The sequence below is a fragment of the Kitasatospora sp. NPDC057518 genome (assembly GCF_042802075.1).
Taxonomy (GTDB): Bacteria; Actinomycetota; Actinomycetes; order Streptomycetales; family Streptomycetaceae; genus Kitasatospora.
Map to the genome: position 1 here is coordinate 23,578 of NZ_JBHVEU010000023.1, position 13,330 is coordinate 36,907.

15 protein-coding genes are annotated in these 13,330 nt (G+C 73.4%); 12 read left to right on the forward strand and 3 right to left on the reverse strand.

Annotated elements, in window-relative coordinates:
• Position 1 precedes the first annotated feature (1 nt).
• Genes ACFU7Z_RS04310 through ACFU7Z_RS04345 form a run of 8 tightly spaced genes read left to right on the forward strand, consistent with a single transcriptional unit; the run spans position 2 to position 6,203 of the window.
• A complete protein-coding gene (locus ACFU7Z_RS04310) occupies positions 2-1,024 on the forward strand; it encodes an anthranilate phosphoribosyltransferase (RefSeq protein WP_380775875.1) in 1,023 nt (340 codons plus the stop codon).
• Positions 1,021-1,839, forward strand: coding sequence for a tryptophan synthase subunit alpha (trpA, locus tag ACFU7Z_RS04315; RefSeq protein ID WP_380775877.1), 819 nt, complete (start codon positions 1,021-1,023; stop codon positions 1,837-1,839). Before ACFU7Z_RS04310 ends, trpA begins: the two co-directional genes overlap by 4 nt.
• Positions 1,836-2,210, forward strand: coding sequence for an ectoine synthase (locus ACFU7Z_RS04320; protein WP_049650325.1), 375 nt, complete (start codon positions 1,836-1,838; stop codon positions 2,208-2,210). The genes trpA and ACFU7Z_RS04320 overlap by 4 nt, the downstream gene beginning before the upstream one ends.
• A gap of 13 nt (positions 2,211-2,223) precedes the next feature.
• On the forward strand, positions 2,224-3,363 hold the full coding sequence (locus ACFU7Z_RS04325) for an acyl-CoA dehydrogenase family protein (RefSeq protein ID WP_117486234.1): 1,140 nt from the start codon (positions 2,224-2,226) through the stop codon (positions 3,361-3,363).
• A gap of 6 nt (positions 3,364-3,369) precedes the next feature.
• Positions 3,370-4,062, forward strand: a complete 693-nt coding sequence (locus ACFU7Z_RS04330) for an N-(5'-phosphoribosyl)anthranilate isomerase (protein ID WP_380775880.1) — start codon at positions 3,370-3,372, stop codon at positions 4,060-4,062.
• Positions 4,059-4,805, forward strand: a complete 747-nt coding sequence (locus ACFU7Z_RS04335; RefSeq protein WP_380775883.1) for an indole-3-glycerol-phosphate synthase — start codon at positions 4,059-4,061, stop codon at positions 4,803-4,805. The genes ACFU7Z_RS04330 and ACFU7Z_RS04335 overlap by 4 nt, the downstream gene beginning before the upstream one ends.
• A gap of 4 nt (positions 4,806-4,809) precedes the next feature.
• Positions 4,810-5,028 carry an MbtH family NRPS accessory protein gene (locus tag ACFU7Z_RS04340; protein ID WP_049650321.1) on the forward strand — a complete coding sequence of 73 codons (219 nt, stop codon included), beginning with the start codon at positions 4,810-4,812 and terminating at the stop codon, positions 5,026-5,028.
• Entirely contained in the window at positions 5,025-6,203 is a 1,179-nt protein-coding gene (locus ACFU7Z_RS04345) for a Glu/Leu/Phe/Val dehydrogenase dimerization domain-containing protein (RefSeq protein WP_380775885.1), read from the forward strand. The genes ACFU7Z_RS04340 and ACFU7Z_RS04345 overlap by 4 nt, the downstream gene beginning before the upstream one ends.
• A 64-nt stretch (positions 6,204-6,267) precedes the next feature.
• On the opposite strand, the gene ACFU7Z_RS04350 is transcribed toward ACFU7Z_RS04345, so the two are convergent.
• From ACFU7Z_RS04350 to ACFU7Z_RS04360, 3 genes are read right to left on the reverse strand one after another with little or no spacing between them, the layout of a single operon-like run.
• Positions 6,268-7,116 carry a carbohydrate ABC transporter permease gene (locus tag ACFU7Z_RS04350; RefSeq protein ID WP_380775888.1) on the reverse strand — a complete coding sequence of 283 codons (849 nt, stop codon included), beginning with the start codon at positions 7,114-7,116 and terminating at the stop codon, positions 6,268-6,270.
• Positions 7,113-8,087 (reverse strand): carbohydrate ABC transporter permease, encoded by a 975-nt coding sequence (locus ACFU7Z_RS04355; protein WP_380775891.1) that lies wholly within the window; start codon positions 8,085-8,087, stop codon positions 7,113-7,115. Before ACFU7Z_RS04355 ends, ACFU7Z_RS04350 begins: the two co-directional genes overlap by 4 nt.
• A 31-nt stretch (positions 8,088-8,118) precedes the next feature.
• Positions 8,119-9,378, reverse strand: a complete 1,260-nt coding sequence (locus tag ACFU7Z_RS04360) for an extracellular solute-binding protein (protein WP_380775894.1) — start codon at positions 9,376-9,378, stop codon at positions 8,119-8,121.
• Between the two features lie 298 nt (positions 9,379-9,676).
• Here ACFU7Z_RS04360 and ACFU7Z_RS04365 point away from each other — a divergent pair, with 298 nt between their 5' ends.
• Genes ACFU7Z_RS04365 through ACFU7Z_RS04380 form a run of 4 tightly spaced genes read left to right on the forward strand, consistent with a single transcriptional unit; the run spans position 9,677 to position 13,237 of the window.
• The gene (locus ACFU7Z_RS04365; RefSeq protein WP_380775897.1) at positions 9,677-10,549 is read left to right on the forward strand and encodes an SIS domain-containing protein; all 873 of its coding nucleotides are present in this window, start codon (positions 9,677-9,679) and stop codon (positions 10,547-10,549) included.
• Positions 10,546-11,460 (forward strand): ROK family protein, encoded by a 915-nt coding sequence (locus ACFU7Z_RS04370; RefSeq protein ID WP_380775899.1) that lies wholly within the window; start codon positions 10,546-10,548, stop codon positions 11,458-11,460. Before ACFU7Z_RS04365 ends, ACFU7Z_RS04370 begins: the two co-directional genes overlap by 4 nt.
• The gene (locus tag ACFU7Z_RS04375; protein ID WP_380775902.1) at positions 11,457-12,398 is read left to right on the forward strand and encodes a 1-phosphofructokinase family hexose kinase; all 942 of its coding nucleotides are present in this window, start codon (positions 11,457-11,459) and stop codon (positions 12,396-12,398) included. Before ACFU7Z_RS04370 ends, ACFU7Z_RS04375 begins: the two co-directional genes overlap by 4 nt.
• Positions 12,389-13,237 (forward strand): ketose-bisphosphate aldolase, encoded by an 849-nt coding sequence (locus ACFU7Z_RS04380; protein ID WP_380741045.1) that lies wholly within the window; start codon positions 12,389-12,391, stop codon positions 13,235-13,237. The genes ACFU7Z_RS04375 and ACFU7Z_RS04380 overlap by 10 nt, the downstream gene beginning before the upstream one ends.
• Positions 13,238-13,330: the final 93 nt, after the last annotated feature.

The window sequence follows — 13,330 nt, forward strand, 5'->3', positions numbered from 1 at the left end:
CATGCACGAGGTGCTGCGAGCGCTGATCCGCCGGGACCGCGCCGTCGACCAGGAGCTGTGGGGGTCCTTCTGGGACCAGCTGCGGGACGGCGCCCTGCGGCCCGGCGAGACGGTGGCGCTGCTGTCCTCGCTGTCCACCCGGATGCCCGACCGGGACACGCTGGTCGCGATGCTCCGCTCGCTGGACGAGCGGCGGCCGGCCGTCGCCGCGCGGCTGGACGGCACGGCCAACATCGTCGGCACCGGAGGCGGGCCGGCCACGTTCAACATCTCCACCGCGGCGGCGTTCCTCGCCGCGGCCCTGGGCGTCCGCGTCGTCAAGACGGGCTCCCGCGCCTACACGAGCGTCTGCGGCTCCCACGACCTGCTCGACCGCCTCGGTATCGGACGGACCACCTCGTACGAGCGGACCGAGGAGCGGCTGGAACGCTTCGGCATCGCTTTCCCGGGGAACTTCGTCTACCCGCGGGAGGTGGCGCTGCTGGCCCGGAGCATCGTGCCGATGGACCTGCGGATGATCGGCGGGTTCATCAACTCCGTCGGGCCCTTCCTGGCCGCGGTGCCGGTCTCCGCCCAGCTCGTCGGCGTCTCGGACCGTTCGCTGCTGCCGGCGCTGGGCCGGGTCGCCGCCACCGTCACCGACCGGAGGATCTGGCTCTGCTCCAACGAGCTGGGCATCGACGAGCTCGTCGGCTCCGTCGACAACGTCCTCCTCCCCAATGACGGCACCGACGCGATCCACCTGCCGGCCGAGGCTCCCGCGAGCGCGACCGACGCGATCGCCGAACTGCGGCCCGCCACCGGAGGGGAGGACGTGGTCGAGCACTTCCTCGGCGTGCTCTCCGGAGCGGGGACGGCGCTCGCCACCCGGACCGTCTGCCTGAACGCCGCCGCACTGGCCGTCGCGAGCGGGCTGATCGACGGGTGGCCGTCGGCGATCCGGGCGGCCGAGGACGCCCTGCGCGGCGGCGCCGCCCGCGACCTCGTCGACCGCCTCCGCACCCGACCGGCGCGTGCGCGGTGAGCGGGTTCTTCGCCCGCCGGCCACCGGACCGGCCCGGCCTGGCCGTGTTCCTCAACGCCGGGGACCCCCCGCTGCCCGTCCTGGCCGACGTGATGCGGATGCTCGACGACTGCCGGGTGGACTGCCTGGAGCTGGCGGTGCCCTTTCCGAACTCGGTCACCGACGGGCCCGTCATCCGCCGCTCGGCGCAGCGGGCCCTGGCCGACGGCGTCGGACTCGACGAGGTGCTCGACTTCCTCGCCGGGGTCCTGCCCGGGCTGCGCCACCTGCGGGTGGCCCTGCTGGCCGACTGGAGCCACACGGTCAGGGCCCCGACCGTGCCCGGCTTCGTCCGGCGGGTCGCCGACGCGGGCGTCCACGGGCTGCTGGTCCACGGCCTGCCGCCGCGGCTGCGGGCCGACTGCCTCGACGCGGTGCGGGCGGCCGGGCTGCCCCTGGTCGCCACCTGCTACGCCGCGTCGTCGCCCGAGGTGCGGGCCGCGGCCGCCGACTGCGCCACCGCGTACCTGTACCTGGTGGCCCACTACGGCCGCAGCGGCGGCGGGCTCACCGCCGACCACCGGGAGCTGGCCGCCGCGCTGGCCGCGCTGCGGACGAGGACCACCGCACCGATCGCCGTCGGGTTCGGCGTCCGCTCCCGGGCGGACATCGACCTGCTGCACGGCCTCGGCGCCGACGCCGCGGTCGTGGGCAGCGCCGGGGTCGCCCGGATCGAGCACGCCCTCGCCGAAGGGGCCGACGTGGTCGAGGAGTTCCACACCTTCATCCAGACCGTTTCGCCGTACTCACCAAGCCGCCAGGAGGCACACCGATGATCGTCCGACACCTTGCCGACGTGAAGACCGTGGACTGGGGCAACGGGCTCAGCCGCAGGTTCCTGCTCGAGTCCGACGGCCTGGGCTACACGATGACGGACACCACCGTCCGGGCCGGCACCAAGTCGCGGCTGGAGTACCGCCGCCACCTGGAGGCCTGCTACTGCATCGAGGGGAAGGGCGAGGTCGTGGACACCGACGGCACCTCCCACCCGCTGGAGCCGGGCACGCTGTACGCGCTCGACCGCAACGACGCCCACTTCCTGATCGCGAGCCCGGAGGAGGACCTCCGCCTGGTGTGCGTGTTCTCGCCCGCGTTGCGCGGCGACGAGCGCCACAACCTGGACTCGGCCGACTTCTCCGAGTACTGACAGGGACGGACAGATGATCAGGTGGAACGCCGACCAGCTCGCCCTGGGCGAGGGGATCGCCCAGTGGTGCGAGGAGCTCAGCTCCGGCCATCTCGAAGGGGACGCCGAAGGCGCCTTCCCGTGGGACAAGTGGAAGCTGATCCAGAGGTCCGGGATCCTCGGCCTGCCGTTCGACGAGCAGTGGGGAGGGCTTGGCCAGGACCTGCTCACCACCATGCACGTGCTCGAACGGCTCGGCACCGGGTGCCGTGACGGCGGACTGAACTTCTCGGTCGCCACCCACCTGGTCGGCGTCGGGGTCCCGCTGCAACGGTTCGGCTCCCCGGAGCTCAAGGCGCGCCACCTGCCGGGGATCTGCTCGGGAGAGACGATCGGCGCGCACGCGATCAGCGAGACCGAGAGCGGCTCCGACGCGCTGGCGATGAGGACCACGGCCACCCGCGAGGGCGACGACTTCGTCCTGCGGGGCGGCAAGTCCTTCATCACCAACGGCCCGGTGGCCGACGTGTTCGTGGTGTACGCGCGCACCCATCCGAGCAGCGGCCCGCTCAGCATCACCGCCTTCGTCGTGGAGCGGGACACCCCGGGCCTCGTCATCGGGCCGCCCGTCGCCACCATGGGGCTGCGGACCGCGCCGCTGAGCGAACTGCACTTCGACGACTGCCGGATCCCCGCGTCCGCCGTGATCGGCCGGGTCGGCTCCGGGTTCCTGGTCCTGGACCACGTGATGAAGTGGGAGATCCTCTGCTCCTTCGTCATCAGCACCGGGCAGATGCGCCACCGGCTCGACCGCTGCGTCGAGTACGCCAAGGAACGCGTCCAGTTCGGCAGTCCGATCGGCTCGTACCAGTCGATCTCCCACAAGCTCGTGGAGATGAGCATCGGCCTGGACACCGCGCGGAAGTGGCTCTACGACACGGCCGTCCGGCTGACCCGGGGCGAGAACGTCACGAGGGACATCGCCGTCAGCAAGCTCCTCGCCAGCGAGAGCAACCTCTCCTCCGCCCTGGCCGCCGTGCAGATCTTCGGCGGCAGCGGGTACCTGGCCGAGTACGGGCTGGAGAAGGACCTGCGCGACGCGGTCGCCGGCCCGATCTACTCGGGCACGTCGGAGATCCAGCGCAACCGCGTCGCCGCCATGCTGGGGCTGTGACGCCCGATGCTGCTCAAGATCTGCGGAGCCGCCTCGGCCGAGGACGTGGCCTCGCTCGACCGGGCCGGAGCCGACCTCGTCGGCCTGTGGCACGGCGTCCCGCGAGGTCACGCGAACCTGACGCTCAGTCAACTGACCGTGCTCGCCGACGCCGTACACCGGACGGCACGACTGCGCCCGGTCCTCGTGACCTTCCTCAACGACGCCGAGGCGCTGCGCGCGGCGACGGCCGCGGCCCGGGTGCCGTGGGTCCAACTCCACGGCTACCAGCCGCCGGGACTGGTCCGCGCCCTGAAGGGCAGCACGGACCTCATCGTGGTCAAGGTGCTGCACCTCGGTGCGGACACCCGCGCGGAGCGGTCCCTGATCGCGGCGTACGAACGGGCGGGAACGGACCTCTTCCTGCTGGACGCGGTGGCCGGGGACGGCCGGATCGGCAGCACCGGGCAACCGGCCGACTGCGCGGCCGTCCTCGGGATCGCGGACCGCCTCTCGCGCCCCTTCCTGCTGGCCGGAGGTCTCTCGGCCGACAACCGGGAGGCCTACCGGGCGGTGCTGGACCACCCCCTGTTCCTGGGCATCGACGTGGACACCGCGGCCAGGGACCCCGACGGACGGCTGAGCACCGAGCGGGTCACGGCCGTACGGCGCGGCTGGCGGGTGCCGGACGACGCAGGGGCGGCCGGGAGGCCCGGATGACGGCCGCGTTCATCGAGGCGCTGCTGGACGCCCGCCGACCGGTGATCATGGAGCTCAAGCGCCAGGACGCCACCGGAACCGACCTGTTCGGCGACAGGTCGGCCGCCCGGCTGGTCGCCGACTACCAGGAGGTCGGCGCCCCCTGCCTGTCCGTGGTGACCGGGCGGTGGTTCGGCGGCACCCCGGAACTGCTGCGCGAGGTCGTGGCGGCGACGGACCTGCCCGTACTGCAGAAGGACTTCATCACCCGCCGGAGCCAACTGCACCAGGCCCGCGAGAGCGGCGCGGCCGCGGTCCTGCTCACCGCCGCGCTGCTGCCGCGCGCCACCCTGGGCCACCTGGTCGAACTCGGCCTGAGCCTGGGCCTGACGCCGTTCGTCGAGGTCGTCACCGAGGAGGAGATCAGCCGTGTGCCACGCGCCGAGGAGTGCGTGATCGCGGTGAACAACAAGGACATCGGCGACCGCGAACGCGGCGCCGGCGACCTCGGGCGGAGCTCGGCGCTCCTGCCCGCGGTGCTGGGCAGCGGCACCCGGTGCCCGGTGAGCGCCGGGGCCGTCCGCTCCCCCGAGGACGCGGCCCGCCTGCTCCAGGAGGGCTTCGCCGGTGTGCTCATCGGGACGGGCCTCCTGCGCGCCCCCAGCCTGCCTGGCTGGCTGGACGGCCTCGACGCCCACCGTGGCACCCGCGTCGACCCTCGCCACGAACCGGCTCCACCCCCAACCATCGACATCCGGAGGTAACGGCATGACCAGCGAAGCACCCGAGCAGTGGAAGGTCGTCGTCAACGACGAGGAGCAGTACTCGATCTGGTCCGCCGACCGCGAGACCCCGGCGGGCTGGCACGAGGACGGCGTACGGGGCGCGAAGGACGACTGCCTCGCGCACATCGAACGCGTCTGGACCGACATGCGCCCCCGCAGCCTGCGCCTGCGGTCCGTCCCGGAGGAGGGTGGTGCGCAGTGAGCCGGACGCTCGCGCCGCACGGTGCGCGCCCCGCGACCGGGCCCGTGCTCTCCACCACCCTGAACCTCCCGGAGTGCCGGGCCCGGGGCTGGGTCGTCGTCGACTCCATGGTCGACGGCCTGGCCATGGGCGGAACCAGGATGACCCCGACGGTGACCGAGCAGGAGCTGGCCGGGCTCGCCCGGGCGATGACCCACAAGCTGGCGCTGGTCGGCCTGCCCATCGGCGGCGCCAAGGCCGGCATCGCCCCCGATCCGGGCGCCGTCGTCGAACGGCGGGCGGTGATGCGGGAGTTCGGCCGCGCCGCGGCCCCGCTGCTGCACGGCGGGGTGTACCTGGGCTGCGACCAGGGCACCACCTACGCCGACCGGCGGCAGGCCTTCGAGGCCGCCGGGTACGACGTCACCCGCCGCCCCGGCACCACCCGCCTCACCGTCGGCTGGGCCGAACTGTGGGACCACATGGCCGACATCACCGGGTTCGGCGTGGCCGTCGCGGTGCTCGGCGCCCTGCGCGCCTCCGGTGCGCGGACCCCGCAGCGCGTCGCGATCCAGGGCTTCGGCAACGTCGGGCGCGCGGTGGCCGACCACCTGGCCGCCCACGGCCACCTGGTGGTGGCGGTGGCCGACGTCCTGGGCACCGTCGAGGACCAGCGCGGACTGCCCGTCGCCGAACTCACCGCGCTCACCAGCAGCGACGGCACGATCGACCGGAGCCGGCTGCCCGCCCGGGTCACGGTCCACGGGCCCGGGCAGGCCTGGCTGCACGTCGACGCCGACGTGCTGGTGCTGGCGGCCTCCCCCGCCGCGGTCGACGAGGAGGCGGTGCCGGCGGTCCGGGCCCGCCTGGTGGTCGAGGGCGGAAACCTGAGCTGCACCGAACCGGCCCGCCGGCTGCTGCGCGAGGCCGGCCACACCGTCCTGCCGGACGTGGTGGTCAACGTCGGCGGGGCGGCGGCGACCGGGTGCGTGCTCACCGGGCTGGCCCCGTCCGACCTGCCGCTCCCCAAGCTGTCCGGGTGGCTGCGCGACTGGGTCGCCGGCCGGGTCGCCAGGAACTGCGAGCTGGTGCAGGAGCTGAGCGCCTCGGGCAGCGCCGACCCGGTCGCCCAGCTCCTCGGCTCGCGCGCGACCCCGCCCGGCGCCGCCGGATCGGAGGTCCCGGCCGACCGGTGACCGGGCCGGCGGACGCGCCGCCCCGCGGAACGCGGCCTCGCGGCGGGGCGGCGCGGCGCGCCGGCTACTTGACCGAGCCTGCGGTGAGCCCGGAGACGACGTGGCGCTCGATCACCGCGAACAGCACGACGACCGGCACGATGGCCACCAGCGAGGCGGCGAACACGTAGTTCCACTGCACGCTGTAGGCGCCGATCATGTTGTTGATGCCGACCGTGAGCGGCTGCCGGTCGGGCGAGTTGGTGAGGGTCAGGCCCATGATGAACTCGTTCCAGGCCGAGATGAACGTGAAGATCACGGCGGTGACCACGCCGGGCAGCGCCAGCGGCAGGGTGACGCGGAACAGCGCGCCCATGCGACCGTTGCCGTCGATCATCGCGGCTTCCTCCAGTTCCCTGGGTATAGAGCCGATGTAGGCGCTCAGGATCCAGATCGCGAAGGCCAGGTTGAAGGCGGCGTTGGCGAGCACCAGGACGATCGGGGTGTCCAGCAGGTCCAGTGCGAAGAACTCCCGGTAGAGGCCGACCTGCAGGGCGGTGGGCTGGAACATCTGGGTGACCAGCACCAGCAGCAGGAAGGCCTTGCGGCCGCGGAAGCGCACCCGGGCGGTGTAGTACGCGGCGGGCAGGGCGACCAGCAGCACCAGCAGCGTCGAGCCTCCGGCCACCAGCAGGGTGGTCCGCAGGTTCTGGCTGAGCGTGGTGTCCGTCCAGACCCTGGTGAAGGCGGAGAAGTCGAAGTGCGTCGGCAGGTAGGAGTTGTCCCGCAGCTGGCCGGCCGGGCGTCCGCCGGTGATCAGCATCTCGACGTACGGGAGCACGAAGAGCACGGCGAGCGCCCAGGCCAGTGCGGTGAGCAGGACGGTCCGTGCGCGCGGGCGGTGCTTCGCCGGCGGCGACTGCGGGGTGGTCACCGGCCCTCCTCCCCGTTCCAGCGGCTGACCTTGAGGAAGACGGCCACCATGAGGACCACGACGACGAAGTTGACCACGGACATGGCGGCGGACTCGGCGACGTCGTAGCCGCGCAGCATGTACATGAACACGGTGGTGGTGGCGGTGTCGGCGTTCGGGCCGCCCTGGGTCATGCCCCAGATGACCGGGAAGGAGTTGAAGACGTTGATCAGGTTGATCACCAGGCCGACCAGGAAGGCCGGACGCAGCAGCGGCAGGGTGACCTTGCGGTAGGTCTGCCAGGGCGTGGCGCCGTCGACCCTGGCGGCCTCGTGGACCTCCTCGGGGATGGTCTGCAGGCCGGCCAGCAGGGTGTAGGTGGTGAACGGCAGTGAGACGAAGACGGCGACGAGCACCAGCCAGGGCTTCGCGTGGGCGGCGTCGCCGAGCCAGGCCTGGGAGCGGTCGATCAGGCCGAGGTCGAGCAGCAGCCGGTTGAACACGCCGGCGACCTGGTCGAGCATCCAGCGGAAGCCGATCGCCGTCATCAGTACGGAGGCGGCCCAGGGCGCGACGAGCGCCCAGCGGGTGACTCGACGGCCGGGGAAGTTCCGGTTGAACAACTGCGCCAGCGCGAGCGAGATCAGCATGGTCAGGCCGACGACGACGACCGTCCAGACGACGGTCCAGGTCAGCACTCCGGCCAGGCGGGGGTCTCCGAAGAGCTTGCGGTACTTGACCAGGCCGGCCGGGCCGTGGTCGGTGCCGGTGGTGTCGATCTTCCGCAGTGAGGTGGCGACCATCTCGACGACCGGCCACACGACCACGCCGAGGATGAGCACGATGGCCGGGGCCAGCCACGGCAGTGGCCCGAGCCGTTCGAACAGGGCACGGCGCCCGGGTGCGGGGCCCGGGGCCGACGGACGCCTCGGCGGCGCGGCCGGCCGGGCGGGTTCGCCGGGCCGGGCGTCTGTGCTGCTGGGGGATGACACGGTGTCGGGATTCCTTGTTCGCTCGTCCGGGTCACTCACCGGCCTGCTGCGCGGCCTTCTGGAGCGCGTCGAGGGTCTTCTTCGGGTCGCTGACCGCGCTGCCGATCTGCGTCTTGATCTGCGCGGAGACCGCCGGCCAGGTCGGGTCGCTGAGGGGGTAGAACGTGGCGGTGGGCAGGATCCGCAGGAACGGTGCCAGGGCCTGCTCGTCCGGGTCGGCCTGGAGCGCGGTGAGCGCGGACCGGGTGACCGGCAGCAGGCTGTACTCCTTGTCGAACCTCACCGCGTTGTCCCGGCCGTAGGTGAAGTCGAGGAAGGCCTTGATCTGTTCCTTGTGGCCGCCCTTCCTGAAGGCCATCATCCAGTCGGCGACGCCGAGGGTGGCCTTTCCGGTGCCGTCCTTGCTGGGCATCGCGGTCCAGGTGACGTCCATGCCCTTGAGGTCGTTCAGCTGGGTGGGGATGCCGTTGAGCATGCCGACCTTGCCGGAGGCGAAGTCCTTGGCCAGGTCGGTGCGGTTGACGGAGGCCGGGCTCTGCTCGGTCAGGCCGGCGTCCACCCAGCTCTTGAGCTGCCCGAAGGTGTCGACGTTGGCCTGCGAGTTGATGCTGTACCGGCCCCTGGCGTCCTGGTAGCCGCCGTGGTTCTCCAGCATCCAGATGAACGACTCGCCCTGCGCCTCCTCCTTGCCCAGCGGCACGCCGAGCGGGATCTCCACGCCGGCGTTCTTCAGCGCGGTGGCGGCGGTGGTGAGGTCGGCCCACGTCCTGGGCGGGGCGGCCGGATCGAGGCCGGCCTTCCTGAAGAGCTCGTTGTTGAACAGGAACATCCGGGCGCTGGAGATGAACGGGATGCCGTACCGGGTGCCGTCCTGCTCGCCGGCCTGCGCCATCGCGGGGAGCAAGTCCGCCGCGGTGCTGCCGGAGAGGACCTCCTGGGCCGGGTAGAGCTGGCCGTTCTTGGCGAAGTCCGCGTAGCCGCCGGTCTGCAGGACGTCCGGCTGGTTGCCGTTCTGCACCATCGTCTTGACCTGGGTGTCGATGTCGTTCCAGTTGATGACCTGGAGGTCGACCTTGATCTCGGGATTCTGCTGCTCGAAGGCCGAGATCACGCCCTGCCAGTACGCCTGACTCGGGTTCTGGCCGTTGGAACCGTAGTCGGCGGCGACGAACCTGATCGTCGTCACCCCGTCGGCGGAGGTCGAACCGGAGGCCGAGCCCTTGCCGCATCCGGACAGTGCGAGCGTTCCGGCCAGGGTGGCCGCGGACAGGGCGAAAAGGCGCCGCTTCATCTCTGGTACCGCCTTTGCGAGTGGGGGCCGACCCCGCGGTGGCCCGGGTGGGGGATGGTGCGACCTGCACGAAGCTGCGCTGCATGACCACTGTTTGCTCAACATCGAGCAGATACGCCGAACTGAGTTTGCCTCGCCGGCCGGGTGCCACAAGGCACTCGGTGGATCAGTATTGCTCACAGATGACGCGTTGGGCTATGAATAGAGCAGTTTCAAGCAGATGCTTGCAGCAGAAAGCGGTGCTCGGTGCGGACCTGTCCCCGAGCGCGCCGCCCGTGCCCCCACCGAGGAGAGCCAGATGAGTCACGTCGAACGGGAGATCGCCAGCCAGCCGGAGTGCTGGCGCAGGGCACTGGAACTGGAGCCCGCAGGACTGCCCGAGCACGGCGAACGGGTGGCCGTGATCGGCTGCGGCACCTCGCTCTACATCGCGCAGGCGTACGCGGGCCTCCGCGAGGGTGCCGGCCTCGGTGAGACCGACGCCTTCGCGGCCTCCGAGTTCCCGGCGGCCCGGGCCTACGACCGTGTCGTCGCCATCACCCGCTCGGGAACCACGACCGAGGTGCTCGCCGCGCTGCAGCGCTGCAGCGGGACGCCGACCGTCGCGCTCACCGGCGACCTCGCCACCCCGATCGGCACGGCCGCCGGGACCGTGGTCGACCTGGAGTTCGCCGACGAGAAGTCGGTGGTGCAGACCCGCTTCGCCACCACCGCGCTGGCGCTGCTGCGCGGCCGCCTCGGGCTCGCCCCCGCCGACCTGGCCGCCCACGCCGAGCGGGCGCTGGCCGCCCCGCTGCCCGAACGGGCCACCGAGGCGGGCCAGTTCACCTTCCTCGGGACCGGCTGGACGGTCGGCCTGGCCCACGAGGCGGCCCTCAAGCTGCGCGAGGCCTCCGGGTCGTGGACCGAGTCCTACCCGGCCATGGAGTACCGGCACGGCCCGATCAGCGTCACCGGCCGCGGCAGCGTGGTGTGGTTCTTCGGCGAGCCGCCGACCGGGCTGGTCGACCAGGTCGAGCCGACCGGCGCCGTGCTGTCGGTGAGCGCGCTGGACCCGATGGCCGACCTGATCCGCGCCCAGCGGCTCGCGGTCGAACTGGCCAAGGGCCGCGGCCTGGACCCCGACCAGCCGCGCAATCTCACCCGCTCCATCGTGCTCACCCGGCCGTGACCGCGACGGCGATCGCCCTCGACGTCGGCGGAACCCACATCAAGGGCGCGGCGGTGGCCGCGGACGGCCGCCTCCGCCACACCGAGCGCTGGTTCACCCGCGCCGAACGCGGGCCGGAGGCCGTCCTCCAGACCGTCCTCGACCGCGCCGCCGAACTCGCCGGGCGCTTCCGCCCGGCCGCCGCGGGGATCGCCGTGCCCGGCATCGTCGACGAGGCGGCCGGCACCGCGGTGCTGGCCGCCAACCTCGGCTGGCGGGACCTGCCCGTCCGGCAGCTGCTGTCCGAACACCTGGGCATCCCGGTCGCGTTCGGGCACGACGTGCGGGCCGGGGGCATCGCCGAGGCCAGGGCCGGCGCCGGCCGCGGCAGCCGCGACTTCCTCTTCGTACCCGTCGGCACCGGGATCGCCGCCGCGCTGATGGTCGACGGGCGGCCGCTCACCGGCAGCCACACCCGGGCCGGCGAGCTGGGCCACCTGGTGGTGCGTCCCGGCGGCGAGCCGTGCGCCTGCGGCCGTCGCGGCTGCGTGGAGACCCTCGCCTCGGCGGCCGCCGTCGCCCGTCGCTACACCGCCGCCACCGGGGAGGCGGGCCTCACCGCCGAGCAGGTCGGCAGGCGCGCCGCGACCGGGGACCGCACGGCCGCCACCGTCTGGCGGGAGGCCGTCGACGCGCTCGCCGACGGCCTGGCGAGCGCGATCACGCTGCTCGACCCCGAGCGGATCGTGATCGGCGGCGGCCTCGCCCGGGCGGGCGAGCCGTACTTCGCGCCACTGCGGACGGCTCTGACGGCGCGGCTCTCCTTCCAGACGATGCCGGAGCTCCTGCCCGCCGAACTCGGCCACGAGGCGGGCTGTTTCGGTGCCGGACTGCTCGCGCGGGACCTTCTGGGCGAGGGAGCGGCGGCGTGATCCTCACCGTCACCCTGAACGCCGCCCTGGACATCACCCACCACCTGGACCGGATGCGCCCGCACGGCAGCAACCGCGTCCGGGCGGTGGCCCAGCGCGCGGGCGGCAAGGGCGTCAACGTCGCCCGGATCCTGCACGCCCTCGGCCACCCGACCGTGGCCACCGGCCTGACCGGCGGCCTCACCGGCCGGGCGATCCGCGCCGAACTGGCGTCCGCCGGCCTGGCCGACCGCATGCTGGCGATCGCGGGCGAGTCACGGCGGACGGTGGCCGTGGTCGAGGAGGACGCCGGGGACACCACGATCCTGCTCGAACCCGGCCCGGTGGTGGGCGTCGGGGAATGGGCGCGGTTCCTCGACCACCTCGACACCCTGCTGCCGCACGCCGCGGCGGCGGTCCTCTCCGGCAGCCTGCCGCGCGGCGTGCCCGAGGACGCCTACGCCCACCTGCTCCGGCTCGCGCACGCGCACGGCGTCCCGGCGGTGCTCGACGCCGACGGGACGGCGCTGAGCACGGCGTTGGCGGCCGGACCGGCCCTGGTCAAGCCGAACGCGGAGGAACTCACCGCCGCCACCGGCCTCACCGATCCGGTGGCCGCCGCCCGCAGGCTGCGGGCCGCGGGCGCCGGTGCGGTGGTCGCCTCGCTCGGCGCCGACGGCCTGGTCGCCGTCACCCCGCACGGCGGTTGGCGCGCCCGCTCGCCCGAGCGGCTGGCCGGCAACCCCACCGGCGCGGGCGACGCCGCGGTCGCCGCGCTCACCCTCGGCCTGGTCCGCGGTGAGCCCTGGCCCGACCGGCTGGCCGAGGCCGTGGCACTGTCCGCGGCCGCCGTCGCCGCACCGCTGGCCGGCGACTTCGACCCCGCCCTCCACCACGCCCTGCGGTCCCGCGTGGACGTCCACCCCTTCGCCACCGAGGAGTTCGACCCATGCCCCTGAGCGGAACCGGCCCGATCGCCGCCGCCGCTGCCGAAGCCGCGTGCGGTGTCGGCGCCTTCAACGTCATCCAGCTGGAGCACGCCCAGGCGATCGTCGCCGGGGCCGAGGCCGCCGGTGCGCCGGTGATCCTGCAGATCAGCGAGAACGCCGTGCGCTACCACGGCGCCCTCGGGCCGATCGGCGCCGCCACGCTGGCCGTCGCCCGGGCCGCGCGGGTGCCGGTCGCGGTCCACCTGGACCACGCCACCTCCGTGGAACTCGTCGGCCAAGCAGTGGAGTTGGGCTTCACCTCGGTGATGTTCGACGCTTCGGCGCTGTCCTACGGGGAGAACGTGCGGGCCACCGCCGAGGTGGTGCGGCGGTGCCACGCCGCGGGCGTCTGGGTGGAGGCCGAACTCGGCGAGGTCGGCGGCAAGGACGGCGTCCACGCCCCGGGGGTGCGCACCGATCCGGCCGAGGCCGCGGCGTTCGTCGCCGCCGCCGGCGTGGACGCGCTCGCGGTGGCCGTCGGCACCTCGCACGCGATGCCCACCCGCGACGCGGCGCTGGACTTCGAGCTCATCGGACGGTTGCGCCGGGCGGTGCCGGTCCCGCTCGTCCTGCACGGCTCCTCGGGTGTGGCGGACGGGGACCTCACCGCGGCCGTGGAAGCCGGCATGACGAAGGTCAACATCGCCACCCACCTCAACCGGGTGTTCAGCACCGCCGTCCGCCGGGCCCTGGCCGACGACGCGCGGCTGGTCGACACCCGCCGCTACCTCGGGCCGGCCCGCGCGGCCGTCGCCGCCGAGGTCACCCGGCTGCTCGGCGTCCTCAAGGCGACGGCACCGGCGGCCTGAGCCACCACCACCGCCCGCGGCCCGACCGGGACCACCACGACACACCACGGCCGCCCGTCCCCGCGTGGGGGAGGGCGGCCGTCGGCGTCGCTC

Excerpts from the sequence above, each read along its gene's own strand:
- ACFU7Z_RS04320 (WP_049650325.1), top strand. The coding sequence starts at position 1,836 with ATGATCGTCCGACACCTTGCCGACGTGAAGACCGTGGACTGGGGCAAC.
- ACFU7Z_RS04365 (WP_380775897.1), top strand. The coding sequence starts at position 9,677 with ATGAGTCACGTCGAACGGGAGATCGCCAGCCAGCCGGAGTGCTGGCGC.
- ACFU7Z_RS04340 (WP_049650321.1), top strand. The coding sequence starts at position 4,810 with ATGACCAGCGAAGCACCCGAGCAGTGGAAGGTCGTCGTCAACGACGAG.
- ACFU7Z_RS04325 (WP_117486234.1), top strand. The coding sequence starts at position 2,224 with ATGATCAGGTGGAACGCCGACCAGCTCGCCCTGGGCGAGGGGATCGCC.
- ACFU7Z_RS04380 (WP_380741045.1), top strand. The coding sequence starts at position 12,389 with ATGCCCCTGAGCGGAACCGGCCCGATCGCCGCCGCCGCTGCCGAAGCC.
- ACFU7Z_RS04335 (WP_380775883.1), top strand. The coding sequence starts at position 4,059 with ATGACGGCCGCGTTCATCGAGGCGCTGCTGGACGCCCGCCGACCGGTG.
- ACFU7Z_RS04310 (WP_380775875.1), top strand. The coding sequence starts at position 2 with ATGCACGAGGTGCTGCGAGCGCTGATCCGCCGGGACCGCGCCGTCGAC.
- ACFU7Z_RS04330 (WP_380775880.1), top strand. The coding sequence starts at position 3,370 with ATGCTGCTCAAGATCTGCGGAGCCGCCTCGGCCGAGGACGTGGCCTCG.
- ACFU7Z_RS04360 (WP_380775894.1), bottom strand. The coding sequence starts at position 9,378 with ATGAAGCGGCGCCTTTTCGCCCTGTCCGCGGCCACCCTGGCCGGAACG.